Annotated in this window: 23 protein-coding genes; 19 read left to right on the top strand and 4 right to left on the bottom strand. The window is 62.7% G+C overall.

All coding sequences use genetic code 11. The features are described from left to right. Positions 1 to 179 precede the first annotated feature (179 nt). The 3 genes from ACUXUR_RS21640 to ACUXUR_RS21630 all read left to right on the top strand — a co-directional run bounded on the left by ACUXUR_RS21640 (position 180) and on the right by ACUXUR_RS21630 (position 1,757). Positions 180 to 1,079: a DNA/RNA non-specific endonuclease gene (locus ACUXUR_RS21640; protein ID WP_445504424.1), complete on the top strand. Its 900-nt coding sequence runs from the start codon at positions 180 to 182 to the stop codon at positions 1,077 to 1,079. Continuing rightward, positions 1,076 to 1,330 (top strand): hypothetical protein, encoded by a 255-nt coding sequence (locus ACUXUR_RS21635; protein WP_445504423.1) that lies wholly within the window; start codon positions 1,076 to 1,078, stop codon positions 1,328 to 1,330. The genes ACUXUR_RS21640 and ACUXUR_RS21635 overlap by 4 nt, the downstream gene beginning before the upstream one ends. 70 nt (positions 1,331 to 1,400) lie before the next feature. After that, positions 1,401 to 1,757, top strand: coding sequence for a hypothetical protein (locus ACUXUR_RS21630; RefSeq protein WP_445504422.1), 357 nt, complete (start codon positions 1,401 to 1,403; stop codon positions 1,755 to 1,757). 425 nt (positions 1,758 to 2,182) lie between these two features. Here ACUXUR_RS21630 and ACUXUR_RS21625 read toward each other — a convergent pair whose 3' ends face one another. Next, positions 2,183 to 2,881 carry an IS6 family transposase gene (locus ACUXUR_RS21625; RefSeq protein ID WP_445504421.1) on the bottom strand — a complete coding sequence of 233 codons (699 nt, stop codon included), beginning with the start codon at positions 2,879 to 2,881 and terminating at the stop codon, positions 2,183 to 2,185. A 30-nt stretch (positions 2,882 to 2,911) separates the two neighbouring features. Here ACUXUR_RS21625 and ACUXUR_RS21620 point away from each other — a divergent pair, with 30 nt between their 5' ends. The 3 genes from ACUXUR_RS21620 to ACUXUR_RS21610 all read left to right on the top strand — a co-directional run bounded on the left by ACUXUR_RS21620 (position 2,912) and on the right by ACUXUR_RS21610 (position 6,382). Next, positions 2,912 to 4,462: a Tn3 family transposase gene (locus ACUXUR_RS21620; protein WP_445504443.1), complete on the top strand. Its 1,551-nt coding sequence runs from the start codon at positions 2,912 to 2,914 to the stop codon at positions 4,460 to 4,462. Between the two features lie 131 nt (positions 4,463 to 4,593). Beyond that, positions 4,594 to 5,445 carry a type IV toxin-antitoxin system AbiEi family antitoxin domain-containing protein gene (locus ACUXUR_RS21615; RefSeq protein WP_445504420.1) on the top strand — a complete coding sequence of 284 codons (852 nt, stop codon included), beginning with the start codon at positions 4,594 to 4,596 and terminating at the stop codon, positions 5,443 to 5,445. Further along, positions 5,432 to 6,382 carry a nucleotidyl transferase AbiEii/AbiGii toxin family protein gene (locus ACUXUR_RS21610; protein WP_445504442.1) on the top strand — a complete coding sequence of 317 codons (951 nt, stop codon included), beginning with the start codon at positions 5,432 to 5,434 and terminating at the stop codon, positions 6,380 to 6,382. The genes ACUXUR_RS21615 and ACUXUR_RS21610 overlap by 14 nt, the downstream gene beginning before the upstream one ends. A 307-nt stretch (positions 6,383 to 6,689) precedes the next feature. On the opposite strand, the gene ACUXUR_RS21605 is transcribed toward ACUXUR_RS21610, so the two are convergent. Both ACUXUR_RS21605 and ACUXUR_RS21600 read right to left on the bottom strand, forming a co-directional pair. Further along, positions 6,690 to 6,842: a hypothetical protein gene (locus ACUXUR_RS21605; protein ID WP_445504419.1), complete on the bottom strand. Its 153-nt coding sequence runs from the start codon at positions 6,840 to 6,842 to the stop codon at positions 6,690 to 6,692. Between the two features lie 17 nt (positions 6,843 to 6,859). After that, the gene (locus ACUXUR_RS21600; protein WP_445504418.1) at positions 6,860 to 7,054 is read right to left on the bottom strand and encodes a DUF3572 family protein; all 195 of its coding nucleotides are present in this window, start codon (positions 7,052 to 7,054) and stop codon (positions 6,860 to 6,862) included. 269 nt (positions 7,055 to 7,323) lie between these two features. On the opposite strand from ACUXUR_RS21600, the gene ACUXUR_RS21595 reads away from it, so the two are divergent. From ACUXUR_RS21595 to cueR, 9 genes are all read left to right on the top strand, one after another. Further along, on the top strand, positions 7,324 to 8,415 hold the full coding sequence (locus tag ACUXUR_RS21595; protein WP_445504417.1) for a hypothetical protein: 1,092 nt from the start codon (positions 7,324 to 7,326) through the stop codon (positions 8,413 to 8,415). A 605-nt stretch (positions 8,416 to 9,020) separates the two neighbouring features. After that, positions 9,021 to 9,158 (top strand): hypothetical protein, encoded by a 138-nt coding sequence (locus ACUXUR_RS21590; RefSeq protein ID WP_445504416.1) that lies wholly within the window; start codon positions 9,021 to 9,023, stop codon positions 9,156 to 9,158. A 125-nt stretch (positions 9,159 to 9,283) separates the two neighbouring features. Then, positions 9,284 to 10,306: a hypothetical protein gene (locus ACUXUR_RS21585; RefSeq protein WP_445504415.1), complete on the top strand. Its 1,023-nt coding sequence runs from the start codon at positions 9,284 to 9,286 to the stop codon at positions 10,304 to 10,306. A 100-nt stretch (positions 10,307 to 10,406) separates the two neighbouring features. Continuing rightward, entirely contained in the window at positions 10,407 to 11,036 is a 630-nt protein-coding gene (locus tag ACUXUR_RS21580) for a hypothetical protein (RefSeq protein WP_445504414.1), read from the top strand. Between the two features lie 23 nt (positions 11,037 to 11,059). Next, complete coding sequence (locus tag ACUXUR_RS21575; RefSeq protein WP_445504413.1) at positions 11,060 to 13,078, top strand: AAA family ATPase; 2,019 nt, start codon at positions 11,060 to 11,062, stop codon at positions 13,076 to 13,078. A gap of 210 nt (positions 13,079 to 13,288) precedes the next feature. Beyond that, on the top strand, positions 13,289 to 13,858 hold the full coding sequence (locus ACUXUR_RS21570) for a hypothetical protein (RefSeq protein ID WP_445504412.1): 570 nt from the start codon (positions 13,289 to 13,291) through the stop codon (positions 13,856 to 13,858). A gap of 1,251 nt (positions 13,859 to 15,109) precedes the next feature. Beyond that, positions 15,110 to 15,427: a hypothetical protein gene (locus ACUXUR_RS21565; protein WP_445504411.1), complete on the top strand. Its 318-nt coding sequence runs from the start codon at positions 15,110 to 15,112 to the stop codon at positions 15,425 to 15,427. 123 nt (positions 15,428 to 15,550) lie between these two features. Further along, the gene (locus ACUXUR_RS21560) at positions 15,551 to 18,073 is read left to right on the top strand and encodes a heavy metal translocating P-type ATPase (protein WP_445504410.1); all 2,523 of its coding nucleotides are present in this window, start codon (positions 15,551 to 15,553) and stop codon (positions 18,071 to 18,073) included. A 33-nt stretch (positions 18,074 to 18,106) separates the two neighbouring features. Beyond that, positions 18,107 to 18,595 carry a Cu(I)-responsive transcriptional regulator gene (cueR, locus tag ACUXUR_RS21555; protein WP_445504409.1) on the top strand — a complete coding sequence of 163 codons (489 nt, stop codon included), beginning with the start codon at positions 18,107 to 18,109 and terminating at the stop codon, positions 18,593 to 18,595. Positions 18,596 to 18,650: 55 nt separating this feature from the next. Here cueR and ACUXUR_RS21550 read toward each other — a convergent pair whose 3' ends face one another. Then, complete coding sequence (locus ACUXUR_RS21550; RefSeq protein ID WP_445504408.1) at positions 18,651 to 19,121, bottom strand: methyltransferase family protein; 471 nt, start codon at positions 19,119 to 19,121, stop codon at positions 18,651 to 18,653. A gap of 141 nt (positions 19,122 to 19,262) precedes the next feature. Between ACUXUR_RS21550 and ACUXUR_RS21545 the strand changes: the two genes are divergently transcribed. From ACUXUR_RS21545 to ACUXUR_RS21530, 4 genes are all read left to right on the top strand, one after another. Beyond that, a complete protein-coding gene (locus ACUXUR_RS21545) occupies positions 19,263 to 19,475 on the top strand; it encodes a heavy-metal-associated domain-containing protein (protein WP_445504407.1) in 213 nt (70 codons plus the stop codon). 5 nt (positions 19,476 to 19,480) lie between these two features. Next, positions 19,481 to 19,963, top strand: a complete 483-nt coding sequence (locus tag ACUXUR_RS21540; protein WP_445504406.1) for a hypothetical protein — start codon at positions 19,481 to 19,483, stop codon at positions 19,961 to 19,963. 200 nt (positions 19,964 to 20,163) lie between these two features. Continuing rightward, positions 20,164 to 20,421, top strand: coding sequence for a hypothetical protein (locus ACUXUR_RS21535; protein WP_445504405.1), 258 nt, complete (start codon positions 20,164 to 20,166; stop codon positions 20,419 to 20,421). A 24-nt stretch (positions 20,422 to 20,445) separates the two neighbouring features. Continuing rightward, positions 20,446 to 21,930, top strand: a complete 1,485-nt coding sequence (locus tag ACUXUR_RS21530; protein ID WP_445504404.1) for a TolC family protein — start codon at positions 20,446 to 20,448, stop codon at positions 21,928 to 21,930. Positions 21,931 to 21,934: the final 4 nt, after the last annotated feature.

Raw genomic sequence — 21,934 nt, 5'->3', positions numbered from 1 at the left:
CAGGCGATGTTCAGTGCATCGGACTTTCGGAAATACGGTTTGCGACAGGACGAGCGTTCAGCTGGTGAGAGGCCACCAGGGCGCAGACGAGTTGCGATCATGCTCAGGCGTCAACTGGCCCTGATCTGGAATGGACCATGGCTCATCCTGTCCCGTCTTGCGGGACTGTCAGAGCGTCTATGAGACTGTTCGCTTTCGCCATAGGTCTCGTCCTCGCCACATGCTCTTTGGCTCCGCAGGCGAGCGCCCAAAGCTGTTCCCAGCACTTCTTCAGTGGGACCGCTCCAAAGCTGCTCAACCCGAAGCTCGAGCCGAAGACCCGGCAGATCTGCTATTCCGAATTCGCGCTGCTGCACTCCGGTCTGACCCGGACCCCGCTCTGGGTGGCCGAGCATCTCACGCCCGAGCGAGTAGCTGGCGCCCGTGACCTGAACCGGGTCGACAACTTCCATCCTGATCCCAACCTGCCCGCCAGCGAGCGGGCTGAGTTCTCCGACTATGCCCGCAGCGGTTATGACCGGGGCCACATGGCGCCAGCCGGGGACATGGCCACGCCGGAGGGCATGGCCGAGTCGTTCTCCCTGGCCAACATGGTGCCCCAGGACCGGGGCAACAATCGCTTTCTCTGGGAGAGCATCGAACGGGCCGTGAGGCAGTACTCTGAGCGGCAGGAGATCTATGTGGTGACAGGCCCGATCTTCCAGGGAGAGAACCTTCAGAGCCTGAAGGGACGTGTTCTGGTGCCCACGCATCTGGCGAAAGCACTCTATGATCCGCGGCGGAATGCCGGGGCCGCCTATCTGGTACCGAACCAAGCCGGGAATGATTACAAGGTCATCTCGATTGCCGACCTGCAGCAGCTCTCGGGCATCGATGCATTCCCGCAAGTGCCGGCCTCAGTGAAGCAGACCGCCATGGAGCTGCCAGCTCCACAGTTGCGCCGCTCGCGGCGCAACGCCGGCCCGGCCCCGCGCTCGCCTTCCAGCCCAGAGCCGCCGGCGCCAAGCCCAGGAACGCAAAGCGGTGACTTCCTCGGCGGGATCCTTGATGCCATTGATAATTTTGGACGCCGCCCATGACGAAGTTTCAGCCCTTTGCCGACGACAGTGCCTCGCTCAGCATCAATGAGCTGACCGTTGAAAATGGGACGGACAGAGTCTCAATCTACGGCTCTCTGGATCTAACCCGGGACAAAGAGGGGCTTCAGAAGGCCCGTGCCCTGAAGGGGCTGGTGGATGGCATCGTAAAAGCACTGTCTCAGGACAAGGACCTGCCGGACAAGGTTCAGCCGGACGAGCCCACGCAGCAGGTCAAGAATCCGTTTGCCTAGGTATGGTTTCCGATCGAACCTACGCGAGAGGCCGAGCGCAAGACAGATCTGGGCGATCAGGGGTAGGATCATGCGTAAGATCGCAGTGATGGTGCTCGCGGCCGTGGCCGCAGTTGGGATCAGCTTATCGGCAGAGGCGAGCAGCCAGCAGGCCAAGGAATGGCTGATGGCTAGGGGCGGAACCTGCAAGGCGGTGAGCACCTGCGAAGAGGCCGTGGAACTCTGGTGCGGAGGCTACAGCAGGCGGACGGTGATGGTGACGGCATTCCATGCGAGAACGTCTGCCGGTCGAAGTCTCAGGTGGATGCGATCAAACAAAGGACTGGCTGCTGATCGCCAGCGGCGTCCTATTTCAGCCACAGCGCCCAACCTCGGCCGTGGACAGGCTGAAGCTAACGGTGTCAACGACGGGTGGCAAACGCTCTAGCCGGGTACGTGAATGACGTCGTTGACATGACGAAAGATCCTACAGCTAGTTCCATAATGTTTGTTATGCGAAATGTTATTGCGATACCTCATCTGGCGAGACCTACAGCTGATTCAACTCGCTCCCGGTGCCTATGATCTCCTCCTGAGCCGCGAGGTAACAGGCAGCCTGGTGAGAGCCGGACACCGCAACACCAACACGATCTGGATAGCCGAACTGCTCGAGGATCTGCCTCAGAGCAGGCGCGTGGCCTCAGAGTTCTTAACGAAGACGCATGGAAGAGCAGACCTCGCTGCTTCATCTCGGATGGGATAGGACGCAGCCCATCAGGCGGTCATAACGAGCTGGGCAACATGGCAAAACGTTCGGGCTTTGTCGCAAATCCGGAGTAGGGACGAGAAAGTAACAGATGCTTCGCGACGCACTCATGCTGCAAGCAAGCGAAACTGTTCGGCGAGCGATGGCTGCCGATTGCAGGCGTACTTCGCCTGTCGTTTGCGCATCATGTGCACCATCTCGATGCCACTCAGGATCACATGGGCAGTGGTCGTGGATTTGAACCCGAGCATCGGCCGTACTCGCCGCTTGATGGCACGGTGATCCTGCTCAATGCGATTGTTGAGGTAAGCACTTTGCCGGATGCGGATTGGCTTAAGCCGGCCGTGTGAGGGGTCCCGCAAACAGTGCTCGGTATCGCACGACAGGATTGCTTCATAGTTGGTTTGGCTGCCGTCAATGACGATCCGCTCGGGTCGACCATGCCGCTTGAGCGCCTTGCGCAGGAAGCGTTTGGCAGCCGTGAGGTTCCGACGCTCGCTGAACCAGAACTCGATTGTATCGCCATCGCTGTCGATCGCGCGGTACAAGTACATCCACTGTCCGCGGACCTTGATATAAGTCTCGTCAATGTGCCATTTCCGGTTCACAGAACGCTTGCGCCGATTGAACTGCTCGAGGAGGAGCGGTGCGTAATGAATGGTCCAACGGTGGATGGTAGCATGATCGACGGAGATGCCGCGCTCGGCCATCATCTCTTCTAGGTTCCGGAGACTGAGATTGTAAGCCAAGTACCAGCGCACGCAGAGCAGGATCACCGATCGATCAAAATGCCTGCCCTTGAACACGCCACGCTCCGTCGCTGAACCGAGGAAGCAATAGCCGAAACTCTGAAACAAAAGGTTTGCGACGGATCCCGCTTCGATACCTATCTGCTGCCTCCCGCCTCTGCCCCGTCAGCGATCGCCACCTTGAAAGCGCCGGATGATGCAGACGCGTATTTGGCGGAGCGAAGCCAGCTTCTCGAGTGGCGGCTGAAGCGGTTCGCCCGGGCGCTGAGCAAGAATGCCGTCCCGGGCGTCTCCCTGCGTGGCGAGGAACTGCATGTGACCCCGCTGCGGGCCCTCACGCCTCCAGAAGCGGATCGGCTTGATCGTGATCTCGACCTGCTGGTGCCGAACATCCGCATCACCGAACTGCTGAACGAAGTTGCACAGGCGACTGGCTTTGCGCACAGATTCACGGATCTTCGCGACGGCAGGCCGGCCGATGATGTGACGGCTGTTCTGGCGGCGGTGCTGGCTGATGCGACCAATCTCGGCATCGAGAGGATGGCGGATGCCTCTCAGGGCGTGACCAAGGCTCAACTGACCTGGGTGCACTCCTGGTATCTGCGGGAGGAAACCTACAAGGCAGCGCTCGGCGCCATCGTCGATGCGCACCAACGTCTCCCGCTGGCAGCCCTCTGGGGCGACGGGAGCACATCGTCCTCAGACGGGCAGTTCTTCCGTACCGGGCGCAGGAGCGCAGGCGCCGGCGAGGTCAACGCGAAGTATGGCTCGGATCCGGGCGTGAAGTTCTACACCCATCTGTCGGATCAGTACGGCCCTTTCCACACCAAGGTGATCTCGGCCACCACGAGCGAGGCGCCGCATGTTCTGGATGGTCTGCTGCACCATGGAACGGGGTTGTCGATCCACGAGCACTACACGGACACAGGCGGAGCCACCGACCACGTCTTTGGCCTGTGCCATCTGCTTGGCTTCCGGTTTGTGCCCCGCCTGCGGGATCTGAAAGATCGGCGGTTGGCTACCATGGCGGGCTTGGAGGTACCCAGCAGCCTCCAGCCGCTGATGGGCCGCCCGATCCGCGCCGACGTGGTACGCCAAGGCTGGGACGAGGTGCTGCATCTGGCAGCCTCGCTCAAGGCTGGCACTGTTGCTCCGTCCGTGATGCTCAAGAAGTTGAGCGCCTACAAGCGCCAGAACCGGGTCGATCTCGCCCTCCAAGAGATTGGAAGGATCGAGCGGAGCCTGTTCACGCTCGACTGGCTGGAGAGCCCGGACCTGCGGCGGCGCTGCCATGTGGGTCTCAACAAGGGCGAGGCCCGCAATGCCCTCGCTCAGGCGATCTTTGCCCATAAGCAGGGCCGGATCACGGACCGGACGTTCGAGAACCAGAGCTACCGGGCCTCAGGCCTCAATCTGGTGATCGCTGCAATCGTGTACTGGAACACGCTCTACATGGGTCGAGCGGTGGAGCATCTGCGATCCCAAGGCCGGATCGTGTCAGATGAGCTTCTCACGCATGTCGCGCCACTGGGCTGGCGACACATTAGCCTGACGGGCGATTACCTCTGGCAGCAGGCAGCCTCAGGGGTCGGCCAGCACCGTCCACTGCGCAATGTCCGCCATCGGAATGCCGCCTGAGGGGTGCTTACCTAAGGGATGTTCACGCTTCGTCCAAGGTCCCGAGGTTTATTGCACAAACCTTGCGCGCTACCCATTTAGCATAAATGCAAACTTGCGACCCAGTTTGAATTTATGCTATTTTGCTAAGTATGGCTGAACGAAACCAAGGAAAGTTAAACCAACTGGACAAGACCCTGCCCGAGGGGCTGCTGGTCGACGCCGCCTGGATGGAACGCCATGGCTATTCCAGCAGCCTTCGCAGCCAGTATGTTTCGGCCGGCTGGCTCGAGCAGCCTGCCCGGGGCACCTATAAGCGGCCTTGGGGCACTCTTTCCTGGCAACAGGTGGTCATATCGCTGCAAGTCCTGCTGGAGCAGCCTCTCGTCGGCGGCGGCCGCACCGCGCTCGATCTGCAAGGCTTCAGCCACTATGTTTCCGTAGAGGGTCCGCAGACCATTCATCTGTACGGGCGCGAGCCGCCCCCGGGGTGGCTGAACAAGCTTCCCCTGAAAGAAACCTTCCGGTTCCACAAGTCACAAACTCTGTTCAAGTCCGACCCGGTGATGAAAGGGCTCACCAGCCTGGATTGGGATATCGGGAACAATGTCGGCTCCAGCAATGACAGCCTGCATGGCACCCTGAACCGGCTCCCTTGGGGGCAATGGAATTGGCCCTTAACGGTATCGTCGCCAGAGCGGGCCTTGTTCGAACTTCTGGACGAGTTGCCCAATCAGGAGAGCTTCCACCAGGTCGACATGTTGGTCGAGGGACTGCGCACCTTGAGCCCCCGGCGCCTTGAAAAGCTGCTTGCCGACTGCCGCAGCATCAAAGTAAAGCGCCTGTTCTTCTTCTTTGCCGACCGCCATCAGCATGCCTGGCTGAAGCGGATCGACCGCTCGAAGGTCGATCTCGGAACCGGCAAGCGCATGCTCGTCAGGAATGGCAGGCTCGATCCCGTTTACCAAATCACCGTACCGGACGATCTTTATGCCCCCAGCTGAACAGTATCGCCGTCAGGTCGCCCTGCTGGTCTCGAGCATTCCCTTCGTGGCGGAGGAAAACTGTTTTGCCCTGAAGGGCGGGACCGCTATCAATCTCTTCATTCGGGACCTGCCGCGGCTGTCTGTCGATATCGATCTGACCTATCTGCCGGTGGCCGGCAGGCCAGAGTCCCTAACGGCCATCAATGCCGCCATGAAGCGGATCGCCAGTCGCATCAGACAAGGCCTGCAGGGTGTCCATGTCAATGAAGTGGTCAATGCCCGTGAAGGCATTGTCACCAAGCTGACGGTGCAGAGGGCAGGCGCACAGATCAAAATCGAGGTAACGCCCGTCCTGCGGGGCTGCGTCTACGAGCCTGAGACGAGGGGAGTCTCGCCGAACGTCGAGGACGCCTTCGGATTCGTCGAAATCCAGGTCGTGTCGTTCGCCGACCTTTATGCCGGCAAACTGGTAGCCGCACTCGACCGCCAGCACCCGCGTGACCTGTTCGATATTCGCGATCTGCTGGCGAACGAGGGCGTCACGGAGGAATTACGGACCGCCTTTATAGTCTATCTGCTGAGCCATGACCGACCGATGGCAGAGGTTTTGGCGCCGCCACGAAAAGACATTTCTCATGAATTTACTCATGGTTTCGATGGCATGACAGTAGCCCCGGTAACCATCGAGGAGCTCACTCAGGTGAGAGAGACGATGATTGAAACCGTCGTCGGCAGCATGCCTGATGCCCATCGCCGCTTTCTCCTCTCGTTCGAGCGAGGCGAGCCCGAATGGGAGCTGCTCGGCGTTGATGCAGTCAAGGATCTCCCTGCCGTCAAATGGCGCCAGCATAACTTGGACAAGCTAAGTGCAGAGAAACGTGACGCGCTGGTGACGCAGCTTGAACAGGTCTTGGCTCAGAAGCCGGTCAGTACGTCTGCCCACCAATCCGAGTGATCAGCTGCTCGTTCCAATGGCTTGGCTAGAATGAAATCGCAGCCCCAACTCCATCATGCCTTTCTGCATCAAGCAGTGACTGTCAATGATGCAGCTGCGATGGCCGAGCCTCCCCGCCGACATCCTGACCGTCAGGTCATGCTGCGAAGGGGAGCCTCGGCCGCGAGCCGAGGCGTTTTCTTGAGGTACGCCGAAACTGTCATTGAGCCTGAGCATTACTCTGAGCGGAAGCCGGCACTCTAATCCCGGCTTTCCGGAACGGGAGGCCCCCTCATCAGCCTGGCAACGGCGGGTGAGGAGGCCTTCTTCAGTGGAACAGGTTACGCCTCGGCAGTGGAGGGGCTGCGTCGACCGTCTTATCCCTATCGAGCGGCTTCATGTCAGGCTCCGGCGACAAATGCACGATGGCCGCCAGGATCGCGGCTGGCCGGATCTTTAGCTCCTGATCGATTGCCTTCATAAGCTCATCGTCCTTCGCTACATACTCGAGGACGCCCAGCAGGAATGCGATGATGTCGCTGACACGCGGATCGTCTCGGGCTGGAGGCCGGTGACGTTCAGAAACTGAATGATCCGATCGTCGTCCGCGACAATGAAGTTCAGGACTTGAATGGCGACACTCTCGGCGTCGCCTCGGCCGGCGATGGCCCTTCCCTGGAATGTCTCGGTCATGTCAGCTTCCGCCGTGTCCCTAACTTTCGGTACCTGGGATATACGATGTGGTCTATCCCGTGATGATAGCAGCATTACATTTGCCTGAAAGTGAGCCCGTCCTGTTTCCCTTCTGGACCGATGAAGCATACCCGCACCGTCGGGTTGGAATTTGGCGAGACCGGTGTTAATCCCCTGCCCATCCCTACACCTCTTTTGCGAGCCGAGAGATCAGGACACTGCATCGTCCTCGGCCTGAACATCTTTTTCAACGATCAGGATTTTGCCAGATGCCCGGCATCGCACGTCAGTTCGAGCCGCAGATTACCCGTAGCGGCGGCGCGCCCTCCAAGTTCCGCTTCACCGTCCGCTGCTCGGAATGTGCCAGTGCAGACACCTATGAAGCCTCCAGGCCCACCAGCAATGACACCGTCAAAGGCTACTTCAACGAGCGCGGCTGGTTGCTTGGCCGTGCTCCCGCCTTTGACGTCTGCTCAGCCTGCTTGGCCCGACCACGGTACGCCCAGGAGACCAGATCCGCTGCCCCGCGTCCGGAGACTAGAGCTGCGGGCAAACGGCACCAGGAGACCGCCGAGATTCTGGCCCGGCACCTGGGCAAGCCAGAGGCTCTGGCCGCCGAGGTCTTCCGCCCGAAGGAAGCCAAACCGCCTCAACCTCCCACCCCGAAGACGCCGCAGCCAATTCACCCCACGCCAGCTCTTTCGCCAGAGGTTGAGCAGACTCTGACCGAAATGGCAGCGGACCTGAAAGGCTTGCGGGCAGCCGTGGAACTCATGGCGGATCAGGTGAGCCAGCTGGTCACTCTTGGTGGTCAGCAGATCGAAGCCATTGCACGCTTAGCCCCGACCCTCCTCCAGTCGACGGTGGGTCTCTCAGGCGATCTTCGGCAGGTTGTCGGCGTCATCCAGGCAATCCAGCATCCCGCGCGTCCTGTCGCTGGTCTGCAAGCCATGCCGGAAGCTGAGGCTGGCCCCGCGGCGACGCAAGCCGTCGATGCTGAACCAGCGTCCGTACCGGATCTCGAGGTGGAGGCGCCACGGCGGGCTGGGCGCAAGCGGAAGACCGAGGTCAAAGAGGGACAGATCGCGTCTGCTGCGGTCGTGGTGAAATCCATTGCAGACGCCAAGCGCCCGGATCGGTTCTACACCTCCATCCGCCTGCCGCGGGAGTTGTGGGATAACGCGGGCTTTGGGCCGGACGACCGCCTGCTGCTCGACTGGAGCGGCAAGGCCCTGACCATCGAGCGTACCGCTGAGGGTGGCGTGAAGCCGAAGTCGATCGGCGATGCTTCTGTGGTTCTGCAATCATGGAAGCTCGGCAACCTCAACTTCGATCAACTCCAGGTCAGAGGCGCCAACTGATCCTTGCGCCTGACGATGGGACACAAACGCTCTGAGGCATAGTCGTTGCGCGATACGTGCGGAGTGCTGAAGAGTCCGAGCCGGCAATCCTGTGCCTCCGAGCAGAAGCCTTCAGCGACCACGACCGGTTGATGGAAGCCGCAGGACCTGAGCTGCCTTTGCGGATCCATTAGGCTTGCCATCAGCCCGCGAGCAGAACTGCAACCAAATGGTCTTGAGTGGTCCCCTGCCCTTTTGATGTATCTTGTCGCGTGTGACCGCTCCAGGAAGAACAACTCACCAGTAAAGATCATGCAGGTGTGGCCAGAGCGGTCGACGCACTGGTTTTACGCTCCACCGGGGCACGCCGCGGGGCTGAACTCCTTCAACCCGTCGCAACAACTCCACTTTCGCAGCGATTTAGAGGGGATTAACTTATCCGCATCTGTTAATAGAATTTTAACGTTTCTGTTTATTGGAATTTATACTTGCAATAATCCAATATTCCGCTATCTTACAGCCAAGCCGATGTACCAACGGCCCACCGCCCATAGGGCGGCCCTCTGCCGGTGTCGTTACCACCGACAGGGGCCTGACCACGGTACGAGTCACTAGGAGACCCAACCATGGCTGCTGTATGCAGTAGCGCGCTCTCGCGCGCATTGAAAGCCCCTTGTCGAACCGAGATGAACCGTCTGTGCGCGATCCTGGCGATCCCGTGCGGTGAGGTCCTGCGCCCGCAGCCGTCCGGCTGCCGCGCCTGAGCCGTTTCACCCCTCATCTCTCCGGCCTTCACGCTCCTCCTCTGCTGGCAGCCTGCTTGGCAGGTTCAGTCACGGCACCGTCCTGCCGACGGAGCGGCGTGGGCCATCGTCAAGGGTTTGCATTCATGTCCAACAACCTTCCACCTTTAGCGCCCGTCATGTCCCTCATCAATCTGAGGGGGCCGATCAAACAGCGCGCGTCCATCTGGGTTCCGACCGTCATGGTCATGCGCGTCGAAGATCTCCCCCATGAGATCTCGCTCCCTGTCCTCAATTCGACGGGCTGCTACGTTGCAATCGGCTTGCCCGAGGCCAGTGATCGACGTCCTTACGTCATGTGCGGCGAGGGCAAGAACGTGGGCCACCGTCTGATGCGCAAGATCAACGACTCCGACCGCGCTTGGCACTGGGTCGTCATCTTCGGCTGCGAGCAGCCGGGCTGGTTTGAAGCCGCAGGCAAGCACCTGGAGTGGCGCGTCAACAGCCTTCTCGAGCATGCTCCGCACCTCGATCTGGTGATCGGCGTGTCTCCCAGACGCAATCATGTGTCCGAGGAGGAGCGCCGCGTGCTTGACGCCTATATTGTCGAGGCCCGCCGTCTGCTGGTGTTGATGGGTCATCCCTTCCTTGAACCAGTACCCGTCCTCGAGCATGACGCCGTCCCGCATACGGTCGCTCCGGCAGCATCGCGTTTCGACCTCAGTGAGCTCCTGAAGCCCTCGCGGCTCGACTCAACTCCTGATCCGATGATGCCTCGGGGGCCGTTCACTCATTCGGCTGGATTGGAGGGCGAACGTGGCCCCGGCCTGAAAGCTGAGGATCCGGTCGGGACCTGCTATCGTCTCCAATACGGCGACCTTCAGGCCACGGCGGAAAAGCTGCCTGACGGCACGTTGCTCGTGCACAAGGGCAGCGAGGTGAGCGCCGAGGAGACCACGACGCTGCCGCGCTACATTCGCGAGCACCGGGCGATGTTGCTGGCCGCGGGCGTCCTCAAGCCTCATCCAAGGGATAAGACGAAACTCGTCGTCACCCGTGACGAACCGTTCGAGAGCCCGAGCCTGTCGGCCAAATGCCTCACGGGCTCGACCCAGGGTGCCGGCACGGTCCTGCGAACCTGCACCATCGACCCCTCTCGTCTGATCTGATCCAGGTCGGCGCAGGCGCCTGAGCCTGCGCACCTTTCCCCTTCCCTTTCTCATCATCACCGCCACGCCCATCGCGCTGGCGAACAGGAAAGCTATGCCTATGAATTTCGCTTCTCCCATCACTGTCTCCAATGCACCTGAGACCTCCTCGCGTGCCGCCGTGGTCGCCAGCCTCGGGCGTGAGGCTCCCCTGCCCTATGCCGTCGATGCGCTGCTGGGCGTTCAGTCCGTTGTCCGTTCCGTCTCGGATGACCCGCGGTGTGAGAAGTTCGCGCACACCCTCGATCTGGCACAGGTTGGTCTTGTCCTCCGCTCGGTCCGGCTCACCAGTGGGCGTAGCGTCAGTGTCGTTGCGGTGCCGAGCGCCTGCTGGCGTGACCCGGTCCTGCATGCCCGCATGCTCGACCTGAAGTGGGCCGTCGAGTTCAGTGGGCAACGCCTTATTCTGGTGCCGGAGAGCGTGATCCGGGCCGAGCCGCGGCTGACCAATGCCCTGCTCGTGTCTGCCTGCGACGGCGTAGCTGTCATGCCGCGCGAGCGTCTCATCCTGCTCTCGCATCTCGCCGAGGTCGGCGGCAGCGCCTCGCTTGAGGACTGCGCTGAGGCGCTAACCGGCAGCGCCGATCCGGCCGGAGCCGTGCTGCGGCTGGTCGCCGAGCGCGTGCTGACGATTGCTCTCGATCGTCCGGTCGATCTCCAGAGTGAGGTCAGACTCGCTGCCTGGCGCTGACCCTCTGGCCGGAGATCATCATCATGAGCATTCGCACTCTCTCCAGCACCAGCAGCGTCGATGACTTTGTCGTCGACGCAGATCAAGATGGCAGCCCGGATCTGCCGGCACCCTCCGGCCCCGAGAGCCTCCTGGCTCAGGCGAGGTCCCGGCAGCGGCTCTCCCTGCGGGAGCTGCTGGCCAAGCCGCTGCTGCGGCAGGCGCTCGGGCCCGATCTCCTGCGCCGCCTCAGGCGCGGCGACAGCACCCTCGCGCTCGTTGTGGCGGCGCCCTCACCCGCCTGGGTTTCCCCGCTGTCCGAGGTGCTCAAGGACTTGGCCACTTGGGAGCTTCGGATCATCAATCCGTCGGAGCGGCTGAACCGCCCTGAGGAGCAGCTCTACCGCGCCGAAGAGGCCGCCAAGGCTCTGGCCAAAGGCGTGACAATCGCCGGGATTGCCGCCGATCCCAGCCGCGAGCTCTCGCCAGTGTTGCTTGGCGCGGCGGACGCCACCGTCATCCTGCCGGTGCCCGATGCTGCTCTAGTCGAGCACGCCATTCATGCCTTCAGCCGGAAGGGCAAACCTGTGACGCTGTCAGCGCGCGATCTCGCCGGCCTCGATTGGATGGACCTTGTGGCAGCCTTCCGGCCGGGTTCGTCTCGTCCGACCATCGCAGCCCGCTTGGCGCGGGCTGCCGGAGCGCGCATCGGCGTTACGTTTACCGAGGATGCTCCACCCCTGGAGACGCTCACCAGCTACGGTGAGGCGCGCACCTGGGCCGAGCAGATCGTCTGCGAGGTGGAGACAAGACATGCCGGCCATGCCCCGGCGGCAGCGCTGGAAAGTTGCCTGCTCTATGGACCGCCGGGGACCGGTAAAACCTCTCTCGCTAAAGCTCTGAGCGGTAAGCTACAGTTGCCGCTGGTGATGACGAGCGTCGCCGATTGGTTTGGCGCCTCAGGCGGTCATCTCGGGGCCGTGGTCAAGGAGCAGCAACGGTTTTTTGCCACTCTGCGTGCAACCCGGCCCTGTGTGGCTTTTATCGACGAACTCGACGCGCTGCCGAGCCGCGGGTCCCTGAGCGGGTCGTCTAATGGCGATTTCTGGGCGCCTGTGATCACGGGCATGCTGCTCGGCATCGATGCCCTGCGCCAGACCTGCCCGGATGTGCTGCTGATCGCCGCGACCAATTTTCTCGATAAGGTTGATCCCGCACTGCGCCGCCCGGGCCGCTTCGACCGGCTGATCGAGGTTGCTCCACCCGATGTGGAAGGGTTGATCAACATCTTGCGGGCACACCTCAAAGGTGAGCTCGCTGATACCGATCTCTCCCTGATGGCGCAGCTGCTGCTGGGGCGGGTCGGCGCCGATGTTGTGCAGGTGGTAAACGGCGCTCGCCGGCGCGCTCGGCTTGCCGGCCGTGCTCTGACCCACGACGATCTCGTCGCGGAGGCCAGTCCGCCGGAGCCACGCAGCCCCGCTGAGCTGAAAGCCTGCGCCATCCACGAAGCCGGCCATGCCGTTGTGGCGGTCGTCCTCGGCCGCACGCTGCAAGGCGTCTCGCTCCAGCTGGTCGGCGCCAGCGGCGGGATGACGCGCATGGAGCATGCGGGCTTGGTTCCGACCCGTGCAGTGATCGAGGATGACATCGTGATCGGGCTCGCCGGCCGGGCCGCTGATTGCGTGCTCGGGGCTGGCGCGAGTGCCGGAGCGGTGAGCGATCTGGCCGTCGCCACGCGCCAGCTCTCAGCGCTGCATGCCAGCTTCGGCTTGGGCAACTCCTTGCTGCATCGGGCTGCGGCCGAAGACGCAAGCGATCTGGTGCGCCGCGACGGTCACTTCGCCCAAAGGATCGAGGCTGATTTGCAGCGGCTGTTGCACCGCGCGACCACACTCGTGACGGCGCATCGCTCCGCTGTAATCGCGGTCGCCGAGGCGCTCCTCGCCCGCCGGGTACTGTCTGGTGCAGAGGTGGAAGCCCTTGTGCGAGCCCATCCACCCGCCGCTGCGGTGACAGACAGCTTGGATGACGAGCACGGCAGTCTCACCCTTCCGGGCTGAACCCGGCTTTCCAGCCCGTCCCGCGTCATTCTTCATCCAGTTCCAGGAGCTTCTCATGGCAATTGCTCTCGCCCCCCTTCCCTGCCAGCACGATCTGGGTCCAGCCTCGGTCTTCATCTGCGCGCCACCACAGTAATCCGTCGCTGCCGGCCAGACGAGCTCTCGCCTTTCGATCCGCCGGAGATCGCCTGGCGCCGGTTGCCGATGGGCATGGTTCTCGTTCAGCCGGGCGCCTCGGGCGGGGATGATCGGGTCCTTCTGACCCTCGACGGGCACTGGCCGACCCTGCGGGATCCGTGGCACGCGATTGCCCCCATGCTGGAAGAAGCCGAGCTCGAGTACGAGGCATACCGCGTGATGCAGGATCGCTGGGCCCTCCAGGTACAACCACAGGACGCGGCTCTCGGCCTGCCGCCGGGTGAGGACTGGCATGGAAGCAACCGCCACTATGGCATGGCCACGGTTGACCAGCTCCGCACAGCACTGCGTGGCACGGACAACCGGCCGCTTGCGCCTCGTGCGCTGGTCCGGGCCCGCGAGATCGTCGCGGCATGGGATCGTCTTCAGGCCGCCGACGTCTTGGCTCTGACCAGGAGCAGTCTCGCCATCTGGCGTCGCATCGCTGCCGAGGCAGGTTACGATCCTACGAGCCTAGGACAGATGACGAGGCAGTCACCAACTTTTCCGAGCGGGTTCTCCTGTCCGATCCCCGAGCGATTCCCATGGTACGGATGGCTAGATGCTCAAAATGTGGAAGTTGCGGATGCACATCTGGTCTGACAGAGGTTTCTGTGAGACCTTGATGAGGACGCTCACAAAGGTTGGCGAGAATCTCGCTAACCGCGCCTCAAACGAAGACAAAATCTAGCGCACCCTGGAGTGGTGACAAACTCTGACGAAGGCCGCTTGCAGCGGCCTTCTGTCATTTGGAAGAGAAAGCTTGCCACCGTGGCGGAGAGGTCACTCTCGCGAAGAGGGGGCTCAGAAAGCGACCTCATTAGAGCGCCAACAGCACCCCTTATTTTAGGTGGCTGGGAGCTTCCCTTCCAGAGCCGAAAAGTCGCTCAGCGGGGCTCTAATCGCCTTGCGATCAAATAAGTACAACTTTTTCTGGAATTGGTGGGGCAGTACCGCACCCCTGCTGTGCGGCACCTCTTAGTTTGTCGGCAAGTGAGGGCGTCGGCAGATCATTTTACGGAATGAAGATAGTGGGCTGGGAGGCTGTGCCTCCCAGCCCTCTTGCCATAGTGAGACCTTGATCTCTTGGCCGCAGCAGACCCTGGGGTTGCTTCATCCGCGAAGAGGCTCGCAAACCATGATGGCTTACCTATTTCATCACTATGAGTACGCGGACGGAGCCGGTGATCATCGAATACGGGATGGACTCTGAGGGACAGCGCACGGCCAGTTCCCCTCAGTATCGCGGGCTCCTGGCCCGCGGCCAGTCAGACGAGGAGGCTGCTCAAAACCTTAAGGCTATGATCGAGCTGGTTGAGGACCACCGTAAACAAGCCCGATCGCACCCGGGAAACGAGCTTTCCCTTTAGCCTATCTTCATAAGCCTCGTCTGGCCTCAGCGACACCACGATCTGAGGTGACGCTGCCGGAAAAGTGACCGCATTAGAGCTTAGCCACACCCCCTGAGGCGGCATGACCTGGAGCTTTCCCTCCCAGAAGCCAACAGTCGCCCAGAGCCTCTCTAAACCGTTTTCAGCGACATTTGCCACTTTGTTGCAGCGATCAAGTCCGCTCACGTGCGGCCTAAGCGGGGCGGGTTAAACTCTCCAGCACGGATCGACACTCGTCTGGGAAATGCCAATCATGTCTCACCTGCTACCGGGTTAATGACCCAAGCCATAGAACGAACGCCCGGAGCATGATCACACTCCCGCTGATCGCCACTAAACGGATTGTCGACAGTCAAGGGGGAATGCCTGAAGCCATGAAGGCCGCAGATATGGCATGCTTGGTGTGAGGTGATCAGCGCAGTTCCAGGACCGCCATGACTGCTACCAAGTTCCGAAAGCACCCATGGCCGCGTTGAAGCTCCACTGGACGATCCACGCCCTTGAGCAGTTCTGCGCCCGGTACAACCCATCCGATTACGAGCCGGAGGCTTTAGTCGACCTTATGGACCGGATCGAAGGCAAATATCGCACCGCCTTCGCGAATCCCTATTGGGACAAGCACTCTCACGTGAGGATCGTCGCGAAGCTGACGCGGCGGAATCCTGCCGTCTCGCCAAAGGTGAGGATTGTCTATGTTCGCCGGACGAAGGTGATCGTGACGGTCCTGCCGTTGAAGCTGGATCCCAACCGACCACGTCGGCTCAAGACCCTGACGGTGTGAGGCTGGGCCTGGCTGGCACCCCCGGATCACCTCTGCTGGCGGCCTTGAACAGGCCGCTTGACCTTCCCATCATTGGAAGGACTACACTTCTCCTTAGCTAAGCATCATCAAGGAGAATCTGTGATGGCCGCCACTGCCAAGCGGACGAATGAGGTAGGGGCAACTCTCTCCCTGCCTATCGAGGGCATGACTTGTGCCTCCTGCGTGAGGCGGGTCGAAAAGGTTTTGACGAACCTGCCGACCGTCGCCGCGGCGAACGTGAATTTAGCTACCGAGCGGGCCGAGGTGACCTTCTATGGTCCCACAGATGCAGCCGGGGTGGCTCGGGTCATCGAGAATGCCGGCTATGCGGTCACCGAAGAGACGACCGAACTCACCATTGAGGGCATGACCTGCGCCTCGTGCGTGGGGCGCGTCGAGAAGGCGCTCAAGGCTTCTCCAGGCGTGCTCGAAGCGTCCGTCAACCTGGCGACCGAGAAGGCTACCATCCGCCATCTCGCCGGCGTCGCGACACCAGCCACCCTTGAGGAGGTCGTCCGCAAAGTTGGTTACGAGGCCCGCCGCGTCGGCGATGAGCCCACGATCGACCATGAGCGGGAAAGCCGGGAGCGGGAATACAGCGCCCTCCAGCGGTCCCTCGCCCTGGCCGCCATCCTGACTCTGCCGGTGTTTGCCCTGGAGATGGGCTCTCACCTCATCCCGGGTGTCCATGAATGGGTCATGGACACGATCGGACACCGTGAGAGCTGGTACCTCCAATTCATCCTGACGACCCTTGTCCTGTTTGGCCCTGGCCTGCGGTTCTTCCGGAAGGGCATCCCGGCCCTGCTGCGGCGGGCCCCAGACATGAACTCCCTCGTGGCCCTGGGCACCGCGGCGGCCTATGGTTATTCGGTTGTGGCGACGTTCGCCTCCTCCGTTCTGCCGACCGGCACCGTGAACGTCTACTACGAAGCCGCTGCCGTCATCGTGACCCTGATCCTGCTCGGCCGCACGCTCGAGGCCAAGGCCAAGGGGCGCACCTCCGAGGCGATCAAGCGGCTGATGGGCCTCCAAGCTAAGACCGCCCGCGTGATCCACAATGACGACGTGGTTGAGATCCCGCTCGATCAGGTCCGTGCCGGCGACCTTGTCCAGGTCCGCCCCGGTGAGAAGATCCCAGTCGACGGCGAAGTCACCGAGGGCTCCTCCTTCGTGGACGAGTCGATGATCACCGGCGAACCCGTGCCCGTGCAGAAGGCTGAAGGCGCTGAGGTCGTTGGCGGGACGATCAACAAGACCGGCAGCTTCACCTTCCGGGCCACCAAGGTTGGGGCCGAAACCGTGCTGGCGCAGATCATCCGCATGGTCGAGCAGGCGCAAGGGTCAAAGCTGCCGATCCAGGCCCTCGTCGACAAGGTGACGGCCTGGTTCGTGCCCGCTGTCATGGCGGCGGCCTCCCTCACCGTCCTGGTCTGGCTGGTCTTCGGGCCCGAGTCGGCGCTCAGCTTTGCCCTCGTGAACGGCGTTGCAGTTTTGATCATCGCCTGCCCGTGCGCCATGGGGCTGGCCACCCCGACCTCCATTATGGTCGGGACCGGCCGCGGAGCTGAACTCGGCGTTCTCTTCCGCAAGGGCGAAGCGCTTCAGAGCCTGAAGGAAGTCGAGGTGGTGGCGCTCGACAAGACCGGCACCTTGACCAGGGGCCGTCCGGAGCTCACCGACCTGATCGTTGCCGAAAGCTTCGACGACGCCGATGTTCTCGGTCTCGTGGCGGCTGTCGAGACTCGCTCCGAGCATCCGATTGCGGAAGCGATTGTGGATGCCGCCAAGGATCGTGGCCTGAGCTTGGCTTCCGTGGACGGCTTCGACGCAGTGCCAGGCTACGGTGTCTTGGCGACCGTTCAGGGGCGGAGGATCGAGATCGGCGCTGACCGATACATGGTGAAACTCGGCTATGACGTGGCTTCTTTCGCCTCGACCGCAACCCGCCTCGGGCATGAAGGCAAGAGCCCGCTCTACGCCGCCATCGACGGCAAGCTCGCCGCGATCATCGCGGTAGCGGATTGGATCAAGCCGTCGACTCCGCAGGCGATCGCCGCCCTGCATTCCCTTGGGCTCAAGGTGGCGATGATCACGGGCGACAACCGTCGCACGGCCAAGGCCATCGCCCGCCAGGTTGGGATCGACGAGGTCGTGGCCGAGGTCCTGCCGGACGGCAAGGTCGAGGCTGTCAAACGGCTCCGCGAGGGCGGACGTCAGGTGGCCTTCGTGGGCGACGGCATCAACGACGCCCCTGCCCTCGCTGAGGCGGATGTCGGGCTTGCCATCGGCACCGGCACGGATATCGCCATTGAGAGCGCTGACGTGGTGCTGATGTCCGGCGACCTGCGGGGCGTCGCGAACGCCATCGCCCTGTCGAAGGCGACGATCCGCAACATCAAGCAGAACCTGTTCTGGGCCTTCGCTTATAACGTGGTGCTGATCCCGGTGGCGGCCGGTGTCCTCTATCCGGTCGACGGCACCCTGCTGTCGCCGATCGTGGCGGCCGGCGCCATGGCCCTGTCGAGCGTGTTCGTGCTCGGCAACGCTCTGCGGCTTCGGGGTTTCCATGCCCCGATAGCCGATCGGGCCGACCAGCCGGCTACCGCTCTCGCTGCCAACTGATCGAAAAGCGACCCAGATCGAAGGAGGATGACCATGAACATCGGACAAGCCGCCGAGGCCTCGGGCGTTTCGGCCAAAATGATCCGCTACTACGAGTCCATCGGGCTGATCGCGAAGACCGTCCGCACCGAAGCAGGATACCGCGTGTATTCGGACACCGACGTCAAAACCCTCGCCTTCATCCGGCGGGCCCGCGATCTCGGCTTCTCGGTCGAGCAGATCGCTGAACTCGTCGCTCTGTGGCGCGACAGGGACCGCGCCAGCACGGACGTGAAGCGGATTGCCCTCGAGCACGTCGATATTCTGGAGCGGAAGGCGCGGGAACTGCAGGAAATGGCCGCAACCCTCAAGCACCTCGCGAAACATTGCCATGGCGATGAGCGGCCGGAATGCCCGATCATCGAGGGTTTGGCGAGCGATAACGGCATCCAAGGGAATGGCGATCATACGGCACCGCGGCTCGGTACAGCGGGGCTTCAGCCCGTCCGCCGCGGATCTGCTGCAAAGGCCACGCAAGCCTGAACCAAGCCTTGGTTGGCCAAGTGAATGTGACCCGTGTAGATTCATCAGGGTGGCGCTACAGCCAGCGTCGGACACGCGAGCGGTAGCCTCGGTAAACATCGCCGAACTTGCGGTCGAGATAGGCTTCCTCGCAGGCTACGACACCGTAGCGGATGACAAGTGCGAAGGGCGCTAGCATCAGCAGCAGCCAGAGATTGTCGAACGCGATGGCCAACCCAACCAGAACAAGGAACATGCCGAGGTAGATGGGGTTGCGCGTGAATTGGTATGGTCCGCTCTCAACGATGGTGGTGGTCGGGCGATTGGTCGGAACGTTCGAGCCAGCCTTGGTCATCGTTACGACCGCCCAGATGCCCAGCACCAGCGCGAGGAGGGACACCGGCCCGCCGAGCCAGCCGGCTGGCCAGTCGGCCGGCAGGAACGGCAAGGGCACGAGCCAGTCGAGCGCCAACCCGACCAGGATGGCGAGCCCCCATGCAAGCGGCGGTCGGATAAGGACGTGAGCGGTATCTGCCGTGTCAGCCATGGCGGGACTGTGAACCCAATGTCGTTGTCTGGGTCACGTGCAGATTACCATAACCTGACGGCACAAGCGCTACAGGCTTGACCTTGCCATGATGGCAAGGTGCAGATGGGTTGGGACCTAACCGAATCGAGGCTCCCGACCATGCACCTCTTCCATATTCCTCGCCTGACCTGTGGCGGCTGCCTGGGCTTTGTGACCCGAGCCCTGCAGGATATCGATCAGCACGTCCGCATCGAGGCCAACCTGCTGGACCGAACCGTGAGGGTCATATCCCACCGGTTCGAGTCCGCTCTCCTGCGTGCTCTCCGCCAGGCCGGATTTCCCGCCGAACCGGTCCTCCTGCCCTGGGGATGACAGCCATGCGTGCTCCCTTGTTCATGCCATTGTTTCGTGAGAGACAGCCGATTCTGACGAACCGGAGCGATTCTCCCTTGCGGCTGCTGGGCACCCTCATCGTGGCTCTGCTTGCGTTCATCATGGCGATCTTCCCGATCTCCATGCCGCAGGCGGCTGCGTCGACGGGGCACCCGCATGCCATGGTGGCGGATGCCGGGCACAAGCACGTCCATCAGCATGGTACTGTTGACGGAACGCATAACCACGCAGATGTGGCGTCACATGCCGACGTCGCGTCGAGCGCCTCCGGAGACCATGAGCAGGGCTCTCAAGACTGCGGCGGCCCGGTCTGCTGCAGCATGGGCACGTGCCACGCCTTCCAGGACAGTGCCTTCCCGATCCTGTTCTCCCCGGCGGCATCCCACCTTCCCATTGCCATGCCGGGCGACGAGCAGGTCGGCGGCATTGCCAGGGGCAGCCTCGACAAGCCCCCACGAACCGTCTGAGCCAGGCGCGGGCGGCTGACGCCCGCACGAACCGGCGCGTCTGCTCATAAGAGCCTGCCGCCGTCCTGAAGCTCGAACCGGTCACCCTTCCCAGATCGCGATCAGAATGCAGGCCCGTTGTGCCGGATGGACGCATTGCCCGTCCGGACGCAGCCTCGATTCAGAACCGCACTGTGGAGGTCCGCCCGGAGACGGACCCCATGATGAAACTCTTATACCTCGCGGGACTCGGACTGGGCTTGGCCGCCTGCGTGCCGTCCCAGCCTCCCTCCTACCTCGTGTCGGCGGCGGATCCTGCCGTGGCCACCCGCACCCCGGCCTATTCCGCTGTGACCGCAGGTGTCCGCAACTATGACGTCGTCGAGCCCCTCGACTGGCGCGAGCTCAACCGGCGGGTCACGCCGGGTGCCGCCCCCGAACGGGACGATAGCAACGATGCCGCCCGACGGGGGCGGTGACCCATGCGCCAGGAAGATCACACTATGCCTGACAACAATTCTGCGGGACCAACCCGCAAGCTGCGGCTGCTCGGGGGCATCGCACTCACCCTGTTCCTTGGGGGCTGCGTCTCGTTCTCGGCCGATGGCGGCCTGTCAACCGCCCAGACGATCGCCTACACCGAGCTGGGCAAGGACGTCGTCAAGATCACCAGCGAGGCCGAGGCTGTCGGTATCCAGCAGCGGGTCGAAGACCTGCTGAAGCGCCCGTTGTCCCCCGACAGCGCGGTCCAGATCGCCCTGCTGAAGAACAGGGGCCTGCAGGCCGCATTCAATGAGCTTGGGGTCTCGGAGGCCGACTACGTCCAGACGAGCCTGCCGCCGAGCCCGACGGTGTCCCTGTCCCGCCTCGGCGGGAGCCTGGAGCTGGAGGTCGAGCGCCAAATCCTGATCGGGCTCTTCGAGCTCGCCACCCTGCCCGCCCGGACCGCCGTCGCCGAGCAGCGCTTCCGCGCCGCCCAGTTCCGCACCGCCGAGACCGTGCTGCGGCTCGCCGCCGAGACCCGTCGCGAGTACTACCGGGCCATTGCGGCCAACCAGCAGGTGGCCTTCATGCAACAGGCTCTCGGCACCGCCGAGACCGCCTCCGAGCTCGCCACGCAGCTCGGCGAGAGCGGGGCGCTCAACAAGCTGGAACAGGCCCGCGAGCATGCCTTCTACCAGGAACTCGGCGCCCAGCTCGCCCGCGCCCGGATCGAGCAGAAGGTCGCCCGCGAGCGCCTGATCCGGCAGCTCGGACTGTGGGGGCGGGACATCGACTTCCGCCTGCCGAATTCGCTCCCGGCTCTGCCCGCCCGCATCGCCTCGGCCCAGGACATCGAGCGCCGGGCGCTCGAGCGGCGTGTCGATCTCCAGGCCTTGCGCCACGACCTCGACGCGACCGCCCGTCAATTCGGCCTGACGAATGCCACCCGCTTCGTCTCCGACATCGAACTCGCCGGCCTATCCAGCTACGAGCGCACCACTGCACTGCTCGTCAACGACAACGGCGGCGTCGAGGTCGAACGCGACGCGATCAAGCGCCGGGGTCTCGAGGTCGAGTTCACGATCCCGATCTTCGACTTCGGCGCGGTGGGGGTGCGCAATGCCCAGGAGACCTACATGGCCGCCGCCAACCGCCTGGCGGAGCGGGCGGTGAACGTGCGCTCCGAGGCGCGCGAGGCCTACCTGCGCTACCGCGGCCACTACGACCTCGCCCGCCATTATCAGGGACGCGTCCTGCCCTTGCAGAAGCGCATCCAGGACGAGGCGACCCTGCAATACAGCGGCATGCTCGTCGACGTGAGCCAGCTCATCATCGACGCCCGCACCCGCATCCTCAGCAACGTCGACGCCATCAACGCCCGCCGCGACTTCTGGATCGCCGCCACCGACCTCAAGGCCGCCCTCGTCGGCGGCGGGGCCGGCAGCGGCGGCGAAGGCGGCGGACAAGCCGTGGCTGCCGCCTCTGGCGGCGGTGGCGGGCACTGACAAG

The sequence above is a fragment of the Microvirga medicaginis genome (assembly GCF_052658925.1).
Note: the sequence above shows the minus strand (reverse complement) of the source record. Positions and strands in the feature narration are given on the sequence as shown.